This window comes from Pseudomonas sp. PK-RTE-24 (assembly GCF_054052265.1).
Map to the genome: position 1 here is coordinate 4828726 of NZ_CM133224.1, position 23150 is coordinate 4851875.

Consider the following 23150-nt stretch of genomic DNA (forward strand, 5'->3'; position numbering starts at 1 on the left):
CATCCAGAACGTGCCAAACCCTTGGGCGTTTTTTCAGGTAAAAAAACATGCCCACTGCGGTGTTGGTCGATGGCGCCTTTTTCATCAAACGCTTTCGACGAATCGAACCTCAAAACGCCTTCAACGCTGAACGCGCGGCCGCTCTGGTCCATCGATGGGCAACCGCCCACCTCCTTAATAAAACCTTGACCCGTCCAACGGGGCCCATCCGAGAGCTACGACAACGAGCGAGGAAAGAGCTCTACCGAATCTTCTTCTATGACTGCCCCCCACTGGACACTAAACAGCACAACCCCATAAGCAAAAAAGCTGTGGATTTTTCGAAATCCAGGGAGGCGGCATTTCGCAAAGAGCTGCATTCCAGGCTGCGAAGTAAACGTAAGTTGGCATTACGACTTGGGCATTTGTCGAAGGATGTCAGATGGACCATCGAGCCCGTCAAAATCGCTGAGCTGTTGAAAGGAAAAATCCAGATGACTGACCTTATGGAAAATGATGTCAGTATCGAAACCCGCCAAAAAGGTGTCGATATGCGGATCGGCATTGATGTCGCGTCGCTGTCATTTAAACAGCAGGTCGACCAGATAGTATTGATAGCAGGCGACGCAGACTTCGTTCCAGCCGCAAAAATGGCAAGGCGAGAAGGTGTGGACTTCATCCTTGATCCGATGTGGCAGAGCATTCCCGATAGCTTGATGGAGCACATAGACGGTTTGCGCTCAACATGCCCCAAGCCACCGCTTCGTGAAAATAAAGCGGCGATCTTGGAGATGCAGCAAGCAGGTTCAGTCATTGGTGAGAAATAATGGTGCCGGTATCCCTGTCGACTTCAGCCCCCCAATTTCCCCAGCCCCGCGCCCACCCGCTCAGCAGCCTGCAAATCCCCACGCGCCTCCAACTCCTGCGCCACTTGCCGCAACTGCTCAACCGTCAATCCCACATTCAGACTGATCTTCAAATGCGACTCCAGCTGTGATTCCACCCCAGCCATTGCCGCCAGCGCGCCAACCGTCGCCAGTTCCCGATCCGTCCATGCCAGGTTGTCGCGGGCGAAGATGTCGCCGAACAAGTGCACTTTCAGGAACTGATCGATCGCCGGGGCGAATTCGAACAGTGGGCCGGACACTGGCGCGCCGACCAGACGGGTCTGATTGTCGGTGCCGAGTTCGGTAAGTGCATACCCCGACGGAACCGGACCGGGCTCGCGTCCCGGCACGTCTTCAATGCCCCGCGCGGCGCGTTCCTGCACAACCTTCATTAGCAAGGACAAGGCGTTGAGGCTGCGTGGGAACCCGGCGTAGGCGTACAGCTGCACCAGAACTTCCTTGGTTTCGCTGATGCTCAACCCGGCATCGAGGCCGCGATTGAGTGCGTCGTGCAAACGCGGCATGTCGCCGATTGCAGCGTTGGCGGCAATCGGGGCGATCGCCAGTTGCTTAAGCGTCAGAGGTTGTTCTTGCATGATCGGTTTCTCCTGTGATCGGGAAGGATTGGCGCAGAGAGGATTAACGCAGGCTGCACTGGCGAGGACCGCGCAGCCGAGGGCCACGATGCGCAGAAGACGCCCTTGCTTTAACGATCTCTGGTTCATCAATGAATCTCCTCACTCATCCAGCGTGAACGTCACCCGCACATCGCCACGCCCCAAGGTCTCGGCCAAGTCCTGCGGCCGGTCGATGCGACCAAGGCGCGAATAGCGGTAAGACGAATCGAAGGTTTTGTAGAAGACCACCAACGTATCGTCGCCATACAAAAGGAAATCGCCGTTGTGGATCGTGCCCGGCCGATAGGGCTGCGTGGGCAAGGGCGGCTGCACGGTGGCGTATTTTTCGTTGCTGTGCAGGTCGACCATGTTCAGGCTCAGCGGCAATCGCGTGAGCAATTGCCGAGTGCTCGGGTTGTCCTCAAGAGCAATGGCAAAACGGTGTTCTCCGACGGTCATCCACATCGTGGTCTCCTCCGGGTTAGCAGCAGACTGAGCAAAGGGCAGCCATGCCATCAGTACGAATCCCTTCCAGCCGTTGGCAAAAATCCGCATCGCTTTGCTCCGTCGCGTTGAAAGTTACTTCAGGTTGCTCTTGAAGAACTGCGTCAGCTTGGCAAAAGGAATCAGCTCGGCCCGGTCGTACAGATCGACATGACCGGCATTCGGCACAATCACCAGTTCTTTCGGCTGCCCCGCCAACCGGAACGCCTCTTCGCTGAACTCACGGGAGTGCGCATCGGCACCGGCAATAAACAACATCGGGCGCGGCGAGATGCTCTCGATATCGACGAATGGATAGAAGTTCATGAACTTGGTGTTGCTGCTCAGCGTCGGGCGCGTGGTCTGTTGCGGCGTCGAGCTGGCCGGGGTGAATTCGCCGCGCGGGGTGCGGTAGAAATCGAAGAATTCACGCTGGATCGGATGGGTGTCGGCCTTCAGTTCCAGCACCGTGCCGCCGGTGTATTCGACCTTGCCGCCAGTAAACTCGGCGTAACGCTGCTCGGCCGCTTGCGCAATGATCTGCTTGCGCTGCTCAAGGCTTTGCGAATGCTTTAGGCCGTCACGGTTGGCGGCGCCCATGTCGTACATGCTGACCGTGGCGATGGCTTTCATGCGCGGGTCGATTTTCGCCGCGCTGATCACGAAGCTGCCACTACCGCAAATGCCCAACACGCCGATGCGCTCGCGGTCGATGAATGGCCGTGTGCCGAGGTAATCGACGGCCGCGCTGAAGTCTTCGGCATACATGTCCGGCAGCACGGCATTGCGCGGCGCGCCCTCGCTTTCGCCCCAGAACGACAGATCCAGCGACAAGGTGACAAAGCCCTGCTCCGCCAGTTTCTGTGCGTACAGATTGGCGCTCTGCTCCTTTACCGCGCCCATCGGATGACCAACGATAATCGCCGCGCTACGCGCTGCCGGGTCGAGTCCTTTAGGGACAAACAGGTTGCCGACCACGGTGAGTTGATATTGATTTTTGAAGCTGACCTTCTGCACGGTCACCTTATCGCTCTTGAAAAAATTGTCAGCACCGTGGGACATGTCAGCTCCGAATGCAGTGAATGAACTCAGGAGAAACCCGAGCAGTATGAACAGTCGTTTCATGGGGGCGTCCTTGATCGAGAAGCCAGTCGTGGCCGGGATGAAGGTATTGTTGCGCACGCTCGAGACTTTGATTAGCTAATGAGTGCTTAATGCGGTTATAAACTCTGCTAATCAATAAACCCGAGCGCGCGCCCATGGCCAAACCCAATTTCAACGACCTGCTCGCCTTCGTCACGGTTGCCCGCAGCGGCAGCTTCACCCGCGCGGCGGTGCAACTGGGCGTGACGCAATCGGCGGTGAGCCAGGTAGTCTCGGCGCTGGAGGCACGTCTGAAAATTCGCTTGCTGACCCGCACTACGCGCAGCGTGTCACTGACCGCGGCCGGCGAACGCCTGTTGCACACCGTCGGGCACCGTTTCGATGAAATTGAAGCCGAGCTGGACGCCCTGACCGAGTTGCGCGACAAGCCCGCTGGCACGGTGCGCATCACCTGCGGCGACAACATCATCAAGACCACCCTGCTGCCCAAGCTGACGCCACTATTGCTGCAATATCCGGACATCAAGCTCGAGTTCGATATCAACTACGGTTTCCGCGACATCGTGGCCGACCGCTTCGATGCCGGCGTGCGTTTCAGCGATACCGTCGCCCAAGACATGATCGCCGTACCGATCGGCCCGCCACTGCGCATGGCCGTGGTCGCTTCGCCCAGCTACTTCGCCCAGCACCCCGCCCCGCAACATCCGCGCGATCTGGCGGCGCACCGTTGCATTGACATCCGCTTTCCGACCTACGACGGTGTCGATGCGTGGGAATTCGAGCGCGAGGGCAAAAAGCTGAAAGTACGGGTCGACGGCCAACTGGTGTTCAACTCCACCGTGCACATCGCCGACGCGGCTGTGAACGGGTTAGGGATTGCCTACCTGCCTGAAGACGAGTTCGGTACGCATCTGGCTGAAGGGCGTTTGGTCAGAGTGCTGGAAGACTGGTGCGAACCGTTCGGTGGCTTCCACCTCTACTACCCCAGCCGCCGCCAACCGTCGCCGGCGTTTTCACTGGTGGTGGATGCGTTGCGCGTGGTCAGAGACCCAGCCCCGTTGTAGGAGCGAGCCTGCTCCGATAGCGTCGGCACATCCAACAGAGTAAGTGCCTGACCCAGCGCTTTCGCGAGCAGGCTCGCTCCCACAGGGTTTTGCGTCAGATCCCGGAAATCAATCGATTCACAAATCCATTGTGGGAGCGAGCCTGCTCGCGAAGACGCCAGACCAGGCAAATCATCTCTGCATGCCACCCCGCGCGCGCCTCACAACTTCGACACATCCCCGATAGCCTCGGCAATCGTCGCCAAGGTTTCCTCCATGCTGGCGATGTCTTCTTGCAGCTTTTGAAACACCAGATCCAGCGACTCGGGGGCGTCCACGGTCTGATGACCACGCAGCGACTCGACGCTATCGCCCTCCACGTGCTGAAGAATGTCCACGCTTTCTCGCAGTGCCAACAGCTGATCAAAGATCGAGGCAATCTGCGCCTGGCTGCGGGTGCTCATCGCTGCCCCGGCTTACAGATCAGTGATCCCCATCCCAGATATGTGATGACCATAAATCAGCCCCTTCTAAAGAAACGATGAACACAGAAAACAACAGCCTGCTCAGCCTTTGGTTTTTCGCGGATCGGCAGCGCGCGGTAAAGTGCGTTCTTGCGTGAATGATCAAGACCGATAATGGATTGACCTTGAGCAGTTCAGAGAGTTTGAAAGAATTGATCCCGACTCAATACGCGAACTCGTGGCCCAACTCGCTCTCCATCCACGCCAGAAAACGCCTGACCCGTGGAAAGCTGGAGTGCGCCTTGGGGAATACCAAATGGTGCGCAGCCACCGCAGCACTCAGTGATTCAGGCGCGACTTCGACCAGCGTGCCCGCCGCCAGATACTTCTGCGCCAGCAATGTGCTTTCCAGCGCGAAACCCAAGCCATGACTCGCCGCTTCCAGCGACATGTAGGAACGATCGAAGCTCAATGCATAAGGCCGTTCCGGACGCGCCAAGCCATGCTGGGCAAACCATTGCGGCCATTTGAGCAGGGTGGCTTCCGACAGAATCAGATCGCATTCCAGCAGATCCGCAGCGCCGCGCACCCGGCGTTGCGCGAGCAGTTTCGGTGAAGTCAGCACCGCGAACGTCTCATTCCTGACCGTGCGCACCTCATAGCTTGGCCAGTTCGGCAAACCGTGGCGGATATCGACATCGATCTTGTCGCGACTGAAGTGCAGCGATTCATAGGAGCACGACAGGTTGATCTGAATGTCCGGGTGACTGGCGCGAAACGCTTCCAGGCGCGGCATCAGCCAGAGCAGGCCGAAGCTTGGCGACGAGTGCAAGCGCAGGCAATCGAGGCTGACATCGCTGGCCGCACGCTCGGTGGCAACGGCGAGACTGTGCAAAATCCCGGAAACTTCCTTGAGGTATTGCTCGCCGACCGGCGTCAGCGAGACGCCCCGGGCAGCACGGACGAATAATTGCCGGCCGATCATCCCTTCCAGTTTCGCCAGTTGATGGCTGACTGCCGAGGGTGTCAGGTCCAGCACTTCCGCCGCTCTGGCGACGTTGCCGAAGCGCGCGGTTTGTTCGAAGGCCTGAATTGCTTTCAGCGGTGGCAGGATGATCGATGCCTCAGTGTCTGAGCGCATGGGGACTCCGTGGTGATTTCTTGTGATGTACGGACCGGTTTCATTCAAGCATTTGCGAAACGGCCTGACGAGTGCTGAATTTTTTTCAGCATTGAGTGACTTCCGCGTTATTGCTCACGCTCGCCCCGGAGGACAAGCTGAGTCATCGGTTACTTACACACCGACCCAATAAAAACAATTCGAGGGAATCCTCCATGCTTCTTCAAGGCAAAGTCGCAATCATTACCGGTGCCGCATCTGCCCGTGGCATTGGCCGCGCTACCGCCAGCACATTTGCGCAACACGGCGCTCGCGTGGTCATCCTCGATCTGGATGCATCCGCAGCACGTGACGCCGCCGCAGCACTGGGCGAAGGTCATCTGGGCCTGGCGGCCAACGTGGCCGACGAAGCGCAGGTTCAGCAAGCTGTCGCCGCCATCATCGAGCACTTCGGGCGCATCGATATCCTCGTCAACAACGCCGGCATTACCCAGCCACTGAAGACTCTGGATATTCGCCCTTCGGACTACGACAAGGTGCTGGACGTCAGCCTGCGCGGCACTTTGCTCATGTCCCAGGCGGTGATTCCGCTGATGCGCCAACAGTCTTCCGGCAGCATCGTCTGCATGTCGTCGGTGTCTGCCCAGCGCGGCGGCGGCATCTTCGGTGGCCCGCATTACAGCGCGGCCAAGGCCGGTGTGCTGGGGCTGGGCAAGGCCATGGCGCGGGAATTGGGGCCGGACAATATCCGCGTCAACTCCATCGCCCCGGGCCTGATTCACACCGACATCACCGGCGGCCTGATGCAGGATGACCGCCGCCACGCCATCATCGAAGGCATTCCGCTGGGGCGCCTGGGTCAAGCGCAGGACGTCGCCAACGCCGCGCTGTTTCTGGCCAGCGACCTGTCCGCTTATCTGACCGGCATCACCCTCGATGTGAACGGCGGCATGCTGATTCACTGAGTAACTCTGGGCGGGCCTGCGTGGCCCGTGCGGTTCTGGATCGATGACGCAGCCGGGCCTGATGGCCTGGCGGTCAATAAAAACAAGAGATCAGACCATCATGACTACCCTGTCGCTCGAAGCGGTTTCGACCGTGCGTTCTTCTGCCTATCGCAAAACGGCGTGGCGCCTGATGCCGTTCCTGATGCTGTGCTACCTGTGCGCCTATCTGGACCGGGTCAACGTCGGTTTCGCCAAGCTGCAAATGATGAACGATCTGGCCCTCAGCGAAACGGTCTACGGACTGGGCGCCGGGGTGTTTTTCATCGGCTATTTCCTTTGCGAAGTGCCCAGCAACATCATCCTGCACAAGGTCGGCGCACGGGTGTGGATTGCGCGGATCATGATCACCTGGGGCATCGTCTCGGCGCTGTTCGCCTTCGTCGAAACCGCCTGGCAGTTCTACGCGCTGCGCTTTCTGCTGGGGATTGCCGAAGCCGGTCTGGCGCCGGGCCTGCTGCTCTACCTCACCTACTGGTTTCCGTCCTATCGGCGGGCGCGCATGACGGTGTTGTGGTTTATCGCCATTCCGCTGTCAGGCATGGTCGGTGGCCCGCTTTCGGGCTGGATCATGAACCACTTTGCCGGTGTGCACGGCTGGGCCGGCTGGCAGTGGATGTTCGTTTTGGAAGCGGTGCCCACCGTGGTCGTCGGCCTGCTGGTACTGAGTTATCTGAAAGACGGCGTGCATCAGGCGACCTGGCTCAATGACGAGGAAAAAGCGCTGATCACTCGCGAACTGGCCGAAGACGACCAGCAAAAGGTCACCCATGCCTCGGTCGGCGAGTTCATCCGCGACCGGCGCTTGTGGCTGCTGGCGGCGATCTACTTCTGTGTGGTGATGGGCCAATACGCGATCACCTTTTGGCTGCCGACACTGGTGCGTAACGCAGGGGTTTCCGACCCGCTGCACATCGGGTTCCTGACCAGCCTGCCTTACCTGTGCGCCATCGCCGCCATGCTCCTGGTCGGCCGCAGTGGCGACAAACATCGCGAGCGCCGCTGGCACCTGATCGTGCCGATGATCGCCGGTGCGATCGGCTTGAGCCTGGCAGCGATGATGGGCGGCAATCCGACCTTGTCGATCCTCAGCCTGTGCCTGGCCGCCTCCGGCATTCTGTCCGCCACTTCGTTGTTCTGGATGCTGCCCACCACGCTGCTCGGCGGCGTGTCTGCGGCGGCCGGCATCGCCGCGGTCAACAGCTTCGCCAACCTCGCCGGATTCTGCTCGCCCTATCTGATCGGCTGGATCACCACCCTGACCGGTTCCAGCGCCATCGGCATGTACCTCATCACCGGCGTGCTGTTCCTCGGCGCCAGCCTGGTCCTGCGTATTCCTGCCGCTTTGGTCAATCGTTGAGTCAACGGAGTTTCATCATGACGACTAATCTTGCACACGCTGCATCGCTGAGCCTGACCCAGCGCGCGCACAACATTCGCCGCCATGCATTGCGCATGGGCCAAGTTCAGGGCCAGGGCTATGTGGGCCAGGCCCTCGGCGCGGCTGACCTGCTGGCGGTGTCTTACTTTCATGCGATGAATCATCGCCCCGCAGATCCCGAATGGGAGCAGCGCGATCGCTTCTATCTCTCCATCGGCCACTACGCCATCGCGCTGTACGCAGCGCTGATCGAAGCCGAGATCATTCCCCTCGACGAGCTGGAAACCTATGGTTCGGATGACAGCCGCCTGCCGATGTCGGGCATGGCCGCCTACACCCCGGGGATGGAAATCACCGGCGGTTCGCTGGGTCAGGGCCTGGGTATCGCGGTCGGTGCCTGCCTGGGCCTCAAGCGCAAAGGCTCGACCTCGTTCGTCTACAACCTGCTGTCCGATGGCGAACTCAATGAAGGCTCGACCTGGGAAGCGGTGATGTCGGCTTCGCACTGGAAGCTCGACAACCTGATCGCCATCGTCGACGTCAACAACCAGCAGGCCGACGGCTATTCCAGCGAGATTCTCTCGTTCGAACCCATCGTCGATCGCTGGCAAGCCTTCGGCTGGTTTACCCAGCGCGTCGACGGCAATGACCTCGACGCCCTGGTCGCTGCATTCGATGCCGCCCGCAATCACCCCGGCGGGCAACCGCGCGTGATCATCTGCGACACGAAAATGGGCAAGGGCGTGCCGTTTCTTGAGAACCGGGAAAAGACCCACTTCATTCGCGTCGAAGAGCACGAATGGGACCTGGCACTGAGCAACCTTGAAGAAGGAAAAAACCAATGAGCAACGCCGCCAATACTGCGACTTCGACTGCTACTGGCGCTCCGGTGAAAAAGCGCCTGACCACCTCGGCGATGATTGCCTCGATTGCTTCCGAGGGCCAGGCGACCCGTTCGGCACCGTTCGGCCATGCGCTCGCAGCGCTGGCAGACCAGCGCGCGGACATCGTCGGTCTCTCGGCTGACCTGTCCAAGTACACCGACCTGCACATTTTCGCCAAGGCGCATCCGGAGCGCTTCTATCAAATGGGCATGGCCGAACAGTTGCTGATGAGCGCTGCGGCGGGCATGGCGCGTGAGGGTTTCGTGCCGTTCGCCACCACCTACGCGGTGTTCGCATCGCGGCGTGCTTACGACTTCATCTGCATGGCCATCGCCGAGGAAAACCTTAACGTCAAAATCGTCTGCGGCCTCCCCGGTCTCACCACGGGTTACGGGCCGAGCCACCAGGCCACCGATGATCTGGCTATTTTTCGCGCCATGCCCAATCTGATGATTGTCGACCCGTGCGATGCACTGGAAATCGAACAGGCCGTGCCGGCCATCGCCGCTCACCAAGGCCCGGTCTACATGCGTTTGCTGCGCGGCAATGTGCCGTTGGTGCTGGACGAGTACGGCTATCAATTCGAGATCGGCAAGGCCAAGACCCTGCGCACGGGCAACGACGTGCTGATCATCTCCACCGGGCTGATGACCATGCGCTCACTGGAAGCGGCCAAGCAATTGCAGGCCGACGGCATTGATGTGGCCGTGCTGCACGTGCCGACCATCAAGCCGCTGGATGAACAAACCATTCTCGCCGAAGCGCGTAAATCCGGGCGTCTGGTGGTCACAGCCGAGAACAGCTCGATCATCGGCGGTTTGGGTGAGGCGGTTGCCGGGTTGTTGTTGCGCAATGGCGTGACGCCCACCTTCAGACAGATCGCGTTGCCCGACGCCTTCCTCGACGCCGGCGCCCTGCCGACGCTGCATGATCGCTACGGCATTTCGACGCCGGCCGTTTGCGCGCAGATCAAAGCCTGGCTGTAACTCCACCGTGAGCGGCGCCTCCATCCGAGGCGCTCGTTCATTCGAAAACAGGAGGCAGAACGTGAAAGCACGTGAACTGCTGGATCCCGACTTCAAAAGCTTTTTAACCCCCGGCGCACAAGCCTGGACGTTAGAGACGCTGCCCGCGATCAGGGAGCGTGTCCATGCGACATTCAAATCCCGAGAACAAGCGCGCGGTGAAAGCCTATGGACCAAGGCCCACGACGGTGAGGATTTGCGCCTGTGTCTTTACCGGCCCGCCGCCGGGGCACCGGGCGGTAATTTTGCGGTGATCCTGTACATCCACGGTGGAGGCTTCGTCCTTGGTTGCCCCGAAATGGCCGATGACTATCTGGCTAACCTCGCCGAAGCACTTCAGGCGATCATCGTCGCCGTCGATTACCGTCTCGCGCCAGAGCACCCCTTCCCTATTCCCCTGGAAGATTGCTACACCGCGCTCGGCTGGGTTTTCGCCCACCGGCAAACGCTCAACATTGACGCCGACAAAGTAATCGTCATGGGTCACAGTGCCGGTGCAGGTCTGGCAGCAGCGCTGGCCATCGTGGCGCGGGATCGCGGCGAATATTCCATCGCCAGCCAGGTGCTGGTTTATCCGATGCTCGATTACCGTTCGGGCAGCCCGGCCTCGCCTCAGCAGAACAGCACGACCGGAGTGATTGGCTGGCCGGCGCAAGCCAACCAGTTCTGTTGGGAGTGCCTGCGCGCTGACCAAGCGCTGGATGATCTGCCAATTGGCTGGTTTTCGCCGGCCCTGCAGGACGATCTGCGTGACTTGCCACCGACGTTTCTGGCCGTCGGGGCGCTGGATCTGTTTCTGGAAGAGGACGTTGCATTTGCCATGCGTCTGTCGCGCGCCGGGGCTGCCGTCGAACTGCATGTCTACCCTGGGGCGCCACATATGTTTGATCAGTGCCCCGGCAGTGTTAGCGATCAGTCTGCGCTGGATATCGTCCGATCACTTCGGCGATCGATAGCTAGCGCATTAACTGCTGAGGGATAGAAAGAACCGCTGAAACGGTAAAACAGGATTTCTTATACAAAGCCTTCCCCCCACTTCTACGCTTATTGATTAATACCTTCGCAGACAGGCAGCTGCGGAGGGTGGCCTGCGCTTTGAGAAATTCAATATCGCTTAGCCATCGCTCTCCTCGATTCCGCCCGGATATTTTCCAGCGTCTCTTTGGATAATGTCGAAACCGACACATTTTGTTGCACCCAAAAACCCCTTGGATCCAACGTCCCGACAAACGGTAACGACCTGAATAGAACAAATTTTCAAAGAGATAAACGTGGGCAAATGGCCCATCCATACGCTCGTCAAAAATCAGGCAGCCCCATCTGACACTCCCTATCTATGGTTTTAAAACCATCCGTGGACGTCCGCCCCACCCATTTACAGGGAGTAGTAATGGACAACATCGTCATTGCCGACAAAGCCAATTCTCAGCTCACTGCCCAGAACTGGGGCAATGTTCAGCTCAATCAGCCTTCAGTTGTACAAATGCCGGTTCGGCCCGATCAATTGGCGTCGACCAGTCGCAGCGGTCAGGATTTGATCGTCAATCTGAAGTCTGGCGAGCAAATCAAAATCTCCAATTTCTTTGTCACCAGCCCTGACGGCGTGCCCAATGACATTGTCTTTCAGGGTGACGACGCGACGCTGTGGCAGGCGCGCTACAGCGCCGAGCCGTTCAACGGCTTTACCTTTGACGAAATCAATTCGCTGGACGAGCTGATCGCTGGCGTCGGTGTGGTGGATGGCGCAACGCCGGCCTGGGCGATTGCTGGGCTTGGCCTGTTGGGCGCGGGTGGTGCGGCGGCCGCTGCGGGCGGAAGTGGCGGCGGCGGAGGTGGTGGCGGTGGAGACGCGACGCCTCCTGCGCCCGCGACCGGATTAACCTTGTCGGCCGATGGCCGGGTGCTGAGTGGTTTTGGCGAAGCTGGCAGTGTCGTTCAAGTGCGCGACGCGGCGGGCAATCTTCTGGGCTCCGGAACGGTCGGGGCTGATGGCAGTTTCCAGGTTGACCTGGGTACGCCGCAGAACAATGGCCAGCCGCTCGACGTGACGCTCACCGACCCTGCGGGCAACGTTTCGACACCGGGTACGGTCACTGCGCCGGATACTACCGCGCCGACCGCACCAGGCAATCTCAGCGTGAGCCCTGATGGCACGCAACTCGGCGGCACCGGTGAAGTCGGCTCGACCATCCAGGTGCGCGCCGCCGATGGCACTCTGCTCGGTAGCGCTGTGGTGGCGGCGGATGGCACTTTCAGCGTCGCCCTCAGCCCCGCGCAAACCGGCGGCCAGCCGCTGACAGTGAATGCAACCGATGCGGCAGGCAATATCTCGACCGGCGCAACGGTCAGCGCGCCGGAGATCGTCGAACCGACGACGCCAGGCAATCTCGATTTGAGCAGCGACGGCAGCCAACTGACCGGCACCGCCCGAGCCGGCACCACCATTGAGGTCCGTGCCGCCAACGGCGAATTGCTCGGGCGTGCGGCGGTGGCTGCTGACGGCACTTTCCTGCTGACGCTGGTTCGTGCGCAGGCCAACGGTGAAACCTTCAGTATCGTGGCGGTCAACAGCGCCGGTGCGCAATCGCCGGCCATCACCTTCAATGCACCGGACATCACCGGCCCCGGCACTGCGACGGATCTGGCGGTGAGCAGCGATGGCCTCTCGGTCACCGGCCGTGGCGAACCCGGCAGCACAGTCAGCGTCACCAATGCCCAAGGCACGCTACTGGGGACAGCTCTGGTCGCCGCCGACGGCTCGTTCACCGTGCAACTCAACGCCGCGCAAATCGATGGTGAAGCGCTGAGCGTGCTGGTCACCGACGCCGCCGGCAACCCTTCGCCAGCAGCGACCGTTATCGCCATTGATCTGGATGGCCTGACTCAACCGAGCGACATCGCGGTGAGCATCGATGGCACGCAGTTGAGTGGACGCGGCCAGGTCGGTTCGACCGTGACGGTGCGCGACGCCAACGGCAATGTGCTCGGCACGGCCGTGGTGGCGGCGGACGGCACGTTCAGCCTGCAACTGAGCAGTCCGCAGAACAACGGCGAAACACTGCAGATCAGCGCCAGTGACGCCGCTGGCAACACTTCCGCACCACTGAACTACGTGGCGCCTGACACCCAAGGGCCGACGGCCGTCTCCGATCTTGCGCTCGACGCTCAGGGGCAGACGCTCACCGGTAAGGGTGAGTTGGGTGCGTCGGTCACTGTGCGCGATCCGGCCGGCAACATCATCGGCACGGGCACGGTGGATGCCGATGGCAATTTTACCGTTCCACTTTCCACACCACAGACCGATGCGCAACAACTGCAAGTGATCCAGACCGACGCGGAAGGCAATCCTTCGGCGCCGGTCAACGTCACCGCACCCGATCTGACCACGCCGGTCGCCGTGACCGATGTGAGCATTTCTGCTAATGGCGCCGTAGTCTCCGGCGCGGGTCAGATCGGCGCCACCGTTACTGTCACTGACACCAACGGGACCGTGCTGGGAACAGCTTTGGTCGGCAGCAACGGCCGGTTCGAAGTCACCCTGTCCTCGCCACAAACCAATGGCCAGAACCTCAGCGTGGTGCAGAGCGATGGCTCGCCCACTGGCTCCCCGGCAGTTCCAGTTGAAGCGCCGGATATCCAGGCCCCCACTGCCCCTTTCAATCTGGCGCTGAACGCAGGCGGCACTGAACTGAGCGGCACCGGCGAACCCGGCGCCACGGTGACGGTCAAGGATTCGGCCGGCAATACCTTGGGCACTGCGATCGTCGACGGCACCGGCACCTTCACGGTGACGCTGAACAGCCCGCAGATCGATGGCCAACAACTGCAAGTGAGCCAATCGGATGGCGTGAACGTCTCCCCCAACACGCCGCTGACCGCAGCGGACACCACCGCGCCGCTGGCGCCGGACAATCTCGTGCTCGCCAGCAACGGCGTGACGTTGACCGGCACCGGACAAGCCGGCAGTACCGTAACCGTGAGCGCAGCGGACGGCACGGTGCTCGGCACTACGGTGGTCGCCAGCGATGGCAATTTCAGCGTCAACCTGAGCCCGGCTCAGCTCGACGGTCAGGTGCTGAGCGTGATCCAGACCGATGCGAGCGCCCTGCCGTCGCCCGCCACACCGGTCACCGCACCGGACATCACCGCCCCACCTGCACCGAGCGGTCTGCTCATCGATCCGGCGGGTGCCACGGTCACCGGCACCACGCAGCCCAATAACACGGTGCAGGTGCTGGATGCCGACGGCAACGTCATCGGCACCGCGACCGCTGACGGCACGGGCGCCTTCACGGTCAACCTCGATACTGCGCAGACCAATGGCGAAGCCTTGCAAGTCGTGGTGTCGGACGGCGCCAACAGTTCGCTTCCCGGCAGCGTCACTGCGCCGGACAGCACCCTGCCGGCGCCAGTCAGCGATCTCGCGCTCAATCCCGCCGGCACGCAGGTCTCTGGCCTTGCCGAACCGGGCACCACGGTCACCGTCAGCATTGCCGGCGGTGGCGCTGTGCTGGGCACCGCGACGGCCGATGCGGACGGCCGCTTCGTCGTGACCCTCAGTCCACCGGCCGAGCCTGGCGGCAATCTGGAAGTCATCAGCACTGACGGCGGCGGCAATGATTCGCCCGTTGTGCCGCTGGCAGGACTGGACGGTACCCAGGTCGCGACCCCGACCGATCTGGCCTTGAGTGCCGATGGTTTCACCCTGACCGGCGCCGGAACGCCCGGTTGCACCGTGACGGTGACCAGCAGCAGCGGCACGGTGCTCGGCTCAGGTCTGATCAACAGCTTCGGCCGCTTCACCCTGTTGCTCAGTAGCAAACAGATCAATGCGCAAGTCCTCCAGGTGACGGCCACCAGTCCCGACGGTGACGTGTCGATTCCGGGCACGGTGACGGCGATCGATGGCACGGCGCCGGACGCGGTGACCAATCTGGCGCTGAATGCCAACGGCACGACACTCACAGGACGCGGAGAGGCCGGGGCGACGGTCACTGTCACCGACGCCACAGGTACCGTGCTCGGTACTGCACTGGTCGCCAGCAATGGCACGTTCAGCCTGACGCTGACGCCGGCACAACTTAATGGCCAGGCACTTACCGCGATCCAGAGCGATGCCGCCGGCAACCTGTCGCAACCCGCCGGCATCATCGCCACCGATCTGCAACCGCCAGCCGCAGCGACTGGCGTTACGATCAATGACGTCGGCACCGTGGTCAAAGGCCAGGGCGAAGCCGGCAGCACCGTGACCGTGCGCGATGCCGCCGGCAATGTTCTGGCCACCGGCGTAGTCGATCAGAGCGGCAACTTCCAGGTCACCTTGCCCAACGCGCAGAACACCGGCGAAACCCTGCAGGTCACCCTGACCGACGCCAACGGCAACGCCTCGATTTCCACTGGCGTGGTCACCGTCGACGGCACCCCGCCGGCCGCCGTGCAGAATCCACTGATCAGCGCCGATGGCAGCACCCTCAGCGGCACGGGTGAGGCTGGCGCAACAGTCAACGTCACCACCGCCAACGGCACCCTGCTGGGCAGCGCCGTGGTTGGCGCGGACGGCTCGTTCAGCGTGACCCTGGCGCCAGCACCGACCAATGGTGAGGCGCTAGCGATCAGCCAGACCGACCCTGCCGGCAACGTCTCGCCATCGACCAGTGTCAACGCACCCGATATCAGCCCGCCGGCGGCGCTGACCCAAGTCGCGGTGAATGCTGACGGTGTTACCGTCACCGGCAACGGCGAGCCGGGCGCCACGGTGTCTGTGCGCAGCGCCGATGGCACCCTGCTCGGCACCGCGCAGGTCGGCAGCAGCGGCGCGTTCACTGTCACCCTCAACGCAGCACAACTGAATGCCGAAGTGCTGACCGTCACTCAGGAAGATCCGCCGGGCAACGTATCGACAGCGGTTGAAGTCATCGCCGTGGATTTGACTGCGCCGGCGATTCCGAGCGCATTGACGCTCAATGCTGCCGGCGTGCAACTGGCCGGTAACGCCGAGGCCGGCAGCACGGTGACCGTGCGTGACAGCCAGGGCAACCTCCTCGGCACCACCACGGCGGCAGCGAACGGCACTTTCCAGATTACCCTCAACAGCCCGCAAACCAATGGCCAGGCACTCAACGTGACAGCCACCGATGCGGCAGGCAATCCGTCGGCCCCGGCAATCGTCAATGCCGTCGATAGCACGGCGCCGTTGGTGGCGAGCGATCTGGCGGTCAGCGCCAATGGTGCCACCCTGACCGGCATTGGTGAGGTCGGCGCCAGCGTGGAAGTTCGCGATGCCGGCGGTGTTTTGCTGGGTACCGCGACCGTTGCCAGCAATGGCAATTTCAGCGTCACGTTGTCCCCGGCTGCGGTGGCTGGATCGAATCTTTCCGTGGTGCAGATCGATGCTGCCGGCAACACCGGACCGGCGGCGCCGGTGACTGCACCGGGCAATCTGGCGGAAAGTGCACCGACCAATCTGGCCCTCAGCGTCGACGGTCTGACCCTGACCGGCTCGGCCACCGCCGGCAGCACCGTGAGCATTCGCAATGCCTCGGGCGTGTTGCTCGGCAGCGCGCTGGTGGCGGCCAATGGCACTTTCAGCGTCACCCTCAACGCCGCGCAACTCAACGGCGAACAGCTGTCTGCCGTGGCGACGTCGAGCACCGGTATCAATTCATCCCCGACCGACTACACCGCTGCCGATATCGCCGCGCCAACGCCGCTCAGCGAACTGAGCCTGGCACCGAACGGCACGGCCCTGACCGGGCGCGGTGAAGCCGGCGCCACGGTGACCGTGCTCGGCACCGGCGGAGTGGTTCTCGGCAGCGCCGTGGTGGCGGCCAACGGCACGTTCAGCGTCACCCTCAGCCCGGCGCAGACTTCGGGCCAGACTTTGAGCCTGAGCCAGGCCGACGCCGCCGGCAACGAGTCCAACAGCGTCAACCTGATCGCCCCGGACCTGCTCGCGCCCAATGCACCGGCGGCGCTGGTGGCAAGCACTGACGGCACCTTGCTGTCGGGTACCGGTGAGGCCGGCACCACGGTCAACGTGTACAACGCTGCCGGAGCGCTGGTCGGGACCGGCACCGTGAGCATCGACGGCACGTTTGCGATAACCCTGACTACGCCACAAGCCAACGGTCAGGCGCTGACCGTGTCGCTGACGGATGCGGCGGGCAACACCTCGGCAGCCACGCCGTTCACTTCGGTCGACAGCACACCGCCAGCGGCCGTTTCGCAACTGAGCATCGGCGGCGACGGCGCGAGCCTGACCGGGCGCGGCGAACCCGGCGCGCAGGTGCGCGTCATCGACAGCGACGGCAACGTGCTTGGCACCGCCGTGGTCAGCGCGACCGGTACCTTCACCCTGCCACTGAACCCGGCGTTGACCAACGCCGAAGTGATCACCGTGGTCCAGGCCGACGCGGCGGGCAACGACTCGCCGGCAGTGAACCTGACCACACCGGACTTCACCCCGCCTGATCCACTGGACAACGTCGATATCAACTCGTCCGGCGCGCTGGTCATTGGTACTGGCGAACCCGGCGCGACCGTGACCGTGCGCGATGCCAACGGCACTTTGCTCGGCACCAGCGTGGTACTCGGCGACGGCACCTTCAGCGTCACCCTCAATCCGCCGCAGATCAACGAACAGATTCTCAGCGTGCAGCAGGCCGATCCACCCGGCAACGTCAGCGCCCCGGTCACGGTCACCGCCCCGGATCTGACCCCGCCAGCGACGCCGGCCGATCTGCAACTGAATGCCGATGGCGGCCTGCTCACCGGTACCGGCGAAGTCGGCGCCACTGTCCGTGTGACGTCGGCCGATGGCACCGAACTGGGCACCGGCACCGTGGGCAGCGATGGTCGTTTCCAGATCACCGTGACCCCGGCGCAGACCGATGGCCAAGCGCTGTTCGTGGTGTTGGCGGATGCGGCCGGCAATGCCTCGCCTGCCGGCACCCTGACCGCGCCTGACAGCACGCCTCCTGCCGCGCTGACCGATGTCGATATCGACGCCAGCGGCAGCCTGATTACTGGTTCCGGCGCGGCTGGCTCGCAAGTGATCGTCACTAACGCGGTGGGCACCATCGTCGGCACCGGCACCGTCGCGGCCGATGGCAGCTTCAGCGTGACTCTGGATCAACCGCTGCTCAACGGTGAAGCCTTGTCGGTGATCCAGCGCGATGCGGCGGGCAATCCCTCGCCTATCGTGCCGGTCACTGCACCGGACACCACCGTGCCTGTCGCGCCTGCCAGTCTTGCCCTCACGCCCGATGGCGTGACGCTGACCGGTACCGGTGAAGCCGGCGCCACGGTGCGCGTGCTGAGCGCGACTGGCACGGTACTGGGCTCGGCAACCGTGGCCGCCAATGGCTCGTTCAGCGTGACTCTCAATCCGCCGCAAGTGAACGGCGAGCTGTTGAGCGTCAATCAGACTGATCCGGCTTCAAACATTTCACCCACAGCACCTCTGCAAGCGGGCGACAGTACTGATCCACTGGAAGTGGCCGATCTCAACGTCAGCCAGGACGGCTTGACCGTCACCGGTACTGGCGAGCCCGGCGCAACCGTCACCGTGCTTGACGGCGCGGTGGTGCTCGGCACGGCGACGGTGGCCACAGACGGCAGTTTCAGCGTCACGTTGTCGGCTGCGCAACTCGATGGTCGCGCGCTTTCGGTCATACAGGCCGACGCACAAAACAACGAGTCCCAGCCCGTTCTGGTCGACGCGCCGGACAGCACTGCACCTATCGCACCAACGGTGACATCGCTGACCGGCGCCGGCACCTTGCTCGCCGGAACCGCCGAAGCCGGCAGCACCGTGACTGTGCTGTCCGCCACCGGCACCGTGCTCGGCACAGCGGTGGCATTGGGCGACGGCACCTATACCGTTACGCTGAATCCGGCCCAGGCCAATGGTCAGTTGTTGTCAGTGATCGCGACGGATGAGGCGCAAAACGCATCGCCAGTGCTGCTCTACCCGGCGGCTGATACTACCGCTCCAGATGCCGTCACCGGTCTGACCATCAGCGGCGATCTGAGCCAACTCGCCGGTCGTGGCGAAGCGGGCGCGAGTGTCGAAGTGACCGATGCGCTGGGCAATATCGTCGGCACCGGCACAGTGGCCGCCAACGGTACGTTCCTGATCGATCTGGCGCCGGGCATCACTGCCGGCCAGGTGCTGACGGTGAATCAGATCGACGTGGCGACTAACATTTCGGCAGATGCCAGCCTGATCGTTCCGGCCGTTCCGGCCCCGGATGCTCCAGCCAATCTGGCGCTCACGGCCGATGGTCTGACGCTGACCGGCACTGCGGCCATTGGCACGATCATCAATGTCTACGCGCCGGACAACAGTCTGATCGGCACCGGCGTCACCGGCGCGGATGGCACGTTCAGCGTCGTGCTGACGCCCGCGCAAACCAACGGCGAAAGCCTCGAAGTCACCGCCAACACTGCGTTGGGTGGCGCCTCGCTGCCGACTGAAATCACCGCAGGTGACACCTCGGCGCCGGCGCCACTCAGCGATCTGGCGGTCAACGCCAACGGCACTTTGGTTACCGGTCGCGGCGAAGTCGGCGCGTCGGTGACCATCACCGGCGCTGGCGGCGTCGTGCTGGGCAATGCGACGGTTGGCGCCAATGGCACTTTCAGCGCACAGCTCAATACGCCGCAGGTCAATGGCCAGGTGCTCAATGCGACTCAGACCGATGCGTCCAACAACACCTCATCCGGCCTTAACGTAACCGCGCCCGACATCACTCCCCCGGCCGCTCCGACGGCGCTGGTCCTCAGCGGTGCCGGTCTGGTGCTCGGCGGGCTCGGTGAAGCCGGCGCCACCGTCACTGTTCGCGGTGCGGGTGGCGCGGTGCTGGGCACTGCGACGGTGGCGGGCAATGGCTCGTTCTCGGTGACCTTGTCCTCCGCGCAACTCAACGGCCAGCAACTCAGCGTCACGCAGAGTGATGCGGCGGGCAACGTTTCGCCGGTTACCAACCTCAGCGTCGCCGATACCACCGCGCCAGCGCCGCTGAGCAATGTCAGCTTGAACGGCACCGGCCTGGCGGTCAGCGGCACGGGTGAGGCCGGCGCGACCGTCAGCGTGACCAACGCAGCCGGTACCGTCCTCGGCACCGCTGTGGTCAATGCTGGCGGCACCTTCACCGTGCAACTGTCCAGCGCGCAATTGAATGGCCAACAGCTCAACGTCCAACAGGCCGACCCGACGGGCAATCTGTCGCAGGTCTTCAATCTGACGGCCCCTGACGTGCAGGCGCCGATTGCAGCCAGCGGTCTGACGCTCGCTGCCAACGGTCTGACTTTGAGCGGTACGGGCGAAGCCGGTGCGACGGTCAACGTCTACGGCCCGGGCGGCGCGCTGATTGGCACTACCACCGTGGGCAGTGGCGGCACGTTCAGCTTCAACCTGAACACCGCACAACTCGACGGGCAGCTGTTGACCGTGCGTCTGGTCGACCCGGCCGGCAATCTGTCGCCCAACGCCAGCCTGACAGCGCCGGACATTACCGCGCCCGGCGCGCCGACCGGCGTCAGCGTCAATGGCAGCGGCACCGTGCTCACTGGCGTCGGTGTGCCCGGTTCGACCATCAGCGTACGTGGCGTCGGCGGTGTGGTGCTCGGCACCGCGACCGTTGCCGCTAACGGCAGTTTCTCGGTGACACTGGCCTCGGCGCAGATCAACAGCCAAGTGCTCAGCGTTACCCAGGCCGATCCGAGTGGCAACGTATCGGCAGCGGCGACCGCGACGGCGCCAGACCTGACACCGCCCGCTGCGGCAACGGCGCTGCTGGTCGGTGCCGATGGCCTGACCGTCACCGGTACCGGTGAAGCCGGTGCAACCGTGACCATCAAGTCGGCCAGCGGCAGCGTTCTGGGCACTGGCACGGTCGACAACCTCGGCGTGTTTAACGTCACCCTGAGCAGTGCGCAGATCAACGGCGAAAACCTCACCGTCAATCTCAGCGACGCTCGCGGCAACGTTTCGGTGGCCGCCAACGTCATTGCGCCGGACGTCGACGTCAACGCGCCAGTGATCGCCAGCGATAACCTCGCCGTTGGCACCGTCACCCTGGCTCCGGTCACCGCGTCGCAGACCTTTAACGACTCGTTCACCACACTGCTGGCCGGGTTCTCGAAAACCTTCACCTTCACCGTGGCCGGCGGCACGCGTCTTGATCCGACCCTGACGCTGACCACCAGCAGTCTGATTTCGCTGATCGATGGCGTGGTCTACACCCTGCAAGTGAAAGATGCCAGCGGCAACTGGGTCACTCTGGATGTCAACGGCAGCGGCGGTCTGCTCGACCTGATCGCGCTCGCCGGCCAGGGCGTGCGGGTCGACATCGGTAACCTGCTGTCAGGCGATTATCGACTGACGGTTTCGAGCACCGGCATCGGCGTGCTGACCACGGTCAATACCCAGCTGCAACTGGATGTGAGCAGCCTGACCCAGTTCAACGGCATTGCCGGGCCAGCGGTGACCGGCAACGTCATCACCAACGTCGGCGTCGATGGCACGGCCGATCAGACCGGCCCGGACAACGGCGCGCAATTGCAGATCTTCAAGAACGGCGCCTGGGTCAACGCTGGGGCCGGCACCACGGTGCAAGGGTTGTACGGCACGCTGACCATCGACGCCAATGGCAACTACAGCTACAAACCGAACGGCAGTGTTGGCAGCGTCGGCAAAGTCGACGTGTTCAACTATCAACTGGTGCACCCGAACGGCTTGAGCGACACCGCCAATCTGTACGTGCGCATCGACAGCCCGCAAGCCAGCGAAGTGTGGAATGACGCCAACCTTGGCAGCCCGGCGCTGGTGGTGGATGCCACGCCAGACGTCGCCTCGACTGACGTCACCCTGATCAACCGCGAAGTCACCACCAACTCTGCCCTTGGCACGTTCAATGTGCTGCTGGGCGGCGGCAGCGGTAACTACAACACCGTGGTCGCGGCCGATACCGTCAGTGACCTGACCGTGGTGGTCAATTCGAGCAACCTGTTGGCGCTGCTCGGTTCGATGACGGTGGGCCTGTACAAGCTCAACACCGCCACCAACCAGTACGTGCTGGTCAAGAGTTACGGCGGCAACGCGCTGGTCAATCTCGGCGGCGGCAACTACGGGATCAAGTTCGACGACCAGACCGCCGGCAGTTATCAGGTGCGGGTGGCAGTGGGCGGCCTCGGCCTGCTGACCAGCGTCAACACCAGCCTGATCAACGTCGCGACCTACAACAATCAGTTCGTGGTCGGCGGCTACACGCCGGTATCGGGCAATCTGCTCACCGACACCGCTGGCGGCGGCGCCGATGTGTTGGGCTCGGTCTACACCTTGCTCAGCGTGCTGGTCGCCGGCAGTTACGTTGCGCCGGGTTACAACGGCGTCTCGCTGGTCGGTAACTACGGCACCCTGGTGGTCCAAGCCAACGGCAACTACACCTACACGCTCAAGGCCGGGCTGACCGATGCGGTGATCGGCCAGGAAGACACCTTCACCTACCAACTCACCCACCCCAACGGCACGGTAGACACCGCGACGCTGACCATCGACCTGAACAAGGCCGGCGCATTTGCCAGCACCGCTTTCTCGGCCCTCGCCAGTGATGACCTCGGTCTGGCCCATGCCACTGGCAGCGACTTGATCCAGGGCACCGAGGGCAACGACACCCTCGACGGCTCGCACGGTGGCGCCGTGACCCTGCAAGGTGGCGGTGGCGACGACACGCTGATCATCGCCGATCAGCAATTCACCTCGGTGGACGGCGGCAGCGGCACCGACACCCTGCTCTGGGCCGGTGGCGACGTGTCGATCAACCTCGGCGATCTGCAGAGCAAGATCCACAACGTCGAAATCCTCGACCTCAACCATTCCAGTGCGGTTGCGCTGACATTGAATCTCGGCGATCTGCTGGCGATTACCTCTTCGGACAACAACACCCTGCTGATCAAGGGTGACGACAGGGACAGCGTGCACATGACCGATGGCTGGGTCGCCGATGGTACGCAACAGGCCGACGGCATCGACTATGTTCAATACACGGCGCAGGAGGATCCGAGCCACCACTTGTGGGTACAGAACGGCATTCAAGTGGTTTGAAACAAGACATCGAACGTCGGTCTCTCAACAGTAAGGGAAGTCTGTGGAGTC

Annotated in this window: 13 protein-coding genes; 8 read left to right on the forward strand and 5 right to left on the reverse strand. The window is 62.5% G+C overall.

What is annotated here, in order from left to right:
* The first annotated feature begins 47 nt into the window (after window positions 1–47).
* Window positions 48–806: an NYN domain-containing protein gene (locus tag ACV8MC_RS21570; protein ID WP_457263398.1), complete on the forward strand. Its 759-nt coding sequence runs from the start codon at window positions 48–50 to the stop codon at window positions 804–806.
* Window positions 807–829: 23 nt separating this feature from the next.
* On the opposite strand, the gene ACV8MC_RS21575 is transcribed toward ACV8MC_RS21570, so the two are convergent.
* The 3 genes from ACV8MC_RS21575 to ACV8MC_RS21585 are packed head-to-tail and all read right to left on the reverse strand — an operon-like array spanning window position 830 to window position 3091.
* Window positions 830–1591 (reverse strand): carboxymuconolactone decarboxylase family protein, encoded by a 762-nt coding sequence (locus tag ACV8MC_RS21575; protein WP_457263400.1) that lies wholly within the window; start codon window positions 1589–1591, stop codon window positions 830–832.
* Window positions 1592–1603: 12 nt separating this feature from the next.
* Window positions 1604–2038, reverse strand: coding sequence for a cyclophilin-like fold protein (locus tag ACV8MC_RS21580; protein ID WP_224787240.1), 435 nt, complete (start codon window positions 2036–2038; stop codon window positions 1604–1606).
* 24 nt (window positions 2039–2062) lie between these two features.
* Window positions 2063–3091: an alpha/beta hydrolase gene (locus ACV8MC_RS21585; RefSeq protein WP_095179692.1), complete on the reverse strand. Its 1029-nt coding sequence runs from the start codon at window positions 3089–3091 to the stop codon at window positions 2063–2065.
* 134 nt (window positions 3092–3225) lie between these two features.
* Between ACV8MC_RS21585 and ACV8MC_RS21590 the strand changes: the two genes are divergently transcribed.
* The gene (locus ACV8MC_RS21590) at window positions 3226–4134 is read left to right on the forward strand and encodes a LysR family transcriptional regulator (RefSeq protein WP_252869309.1); all 909 of its coding nucleotides are present in this window, start codon (window positions 3226–3228) and stop codon (window positions 4132–4134) included.
* Window positions 4135–4334: 200 nt separating this feature from the next.
* On the opposite strand, the gene ACV8MC_RS21595 is transcribed toward ACV8MC_RS21590, so the two are convergent.
* Together ACV8MC_RS21595 and ACV8MC_RS21600 are read right to left on the reverse strand one after the other, a co-directional pair.
* Window positions 4335–4577, reverse strand: a complete 243-nt coding sequence (locus ACV8MC_RS21595; protein ID WP_457263403.1) for a hypothetical protein — start codon at window positions 4575–4577, stop codon at window positions 4335–4337.
* A 223-nt stretch (window positions 4578–4800) separates the two neighbouring features.
* Window positions 4801–5718 carry a LysR substrate-binding domain-containing protein gene (locus ACV8MC_RS21600; RefSeq protein ID WP_457263405.1) on the reverse strand — a complete coding sequence of 306 codons (918 nt, stop codon included), beginning with the start codon at window positions 5716–5718 and terminating at the stop codon, window positions 4801–4803.
* Window positions 5719–5912: 194 nt separating this feature from the next.
* Between ACV8MC_RS21600 and ACV8MC_RS21605 the strand changes: the two genes are divergently transcribed.
* From ACV8MC_RS21605 to ACV8MC_RS21630, 6 genes are all read left to right on the forward strand, one after another.
* On the forward strand, window positions 5913–6662 hold the full coding sequence (locus tag ACV8MC_RS21605; RefSeq protein WP_073474913.1) for an SDR family NAD(P)-dependent oxidoreductase: 750 nt from the start codon (window positions 5913–5915) through the stop codon (window positions 6660–6662).
* A gap of 100 nt (window positions 6663–6762) precedes the next feature.
* On the forward strand, window positions 6763–8061 hold the full coding sequence (locus tag ACV8MC_RS21610) for an MFS transporter (RefSeq protein ID WP_123442684.1): 1299 nt from the start codon (window positions 6763–6765) through the stop codon (window positions 8059–8061).
* A gap of 17 nt (window positions 8062–8078) precedes the next feature.
* Entirely contained in the window at window positions 8079–8927 is an 849-nt protein-coding gene (locus ACV8MC_RS21615) for a transketolase (protein WP_457263408.1), read from the forward strand.
* Window positions 8924–9952 (forward strand): transketolase family protein, encoded by a 1029-nt coding sequence (locus tag ACV8MC_RS21620; RefSeq protein ID WP_457263410.1) that lies wholly within the window; start codon window positions 8924–8926, stop codon window positions 9950–9952. Before ACV8MC_RS21615 ends, ACV8MC_RS21620 begins: the two co-directional genes overlap by 4 nt.
* Window positions 9953–10013: 61 nt before the next feature.
* The gene (locus tag ACV8MC_RS21625) at window positions 10014–10973 is read left to right on the forward strand and encodes an alpha/beta hydrolase (protein WP_457263412.1); all 960 of its coding nucleotides are present in this window, start codon (window positions 10014–10016) and stop codon (window positions 10971–10973) included.
* A 408-nt stretch (window positions 10974–11381) separates the two neighbouring features.
* Window positions 11382–23099, forward strand: a complete 11718-nt coding sequence (locus ACV8MC_RS21630; RefSeq protein WP_457263414.1) for a BapA/Bap/LapF family large adhesin — start codon at window positions 11382–11384, stop codon at window positions 23097–23099.
* Window positions 23100–23150 lie beyond the last annotated feature (51 nt).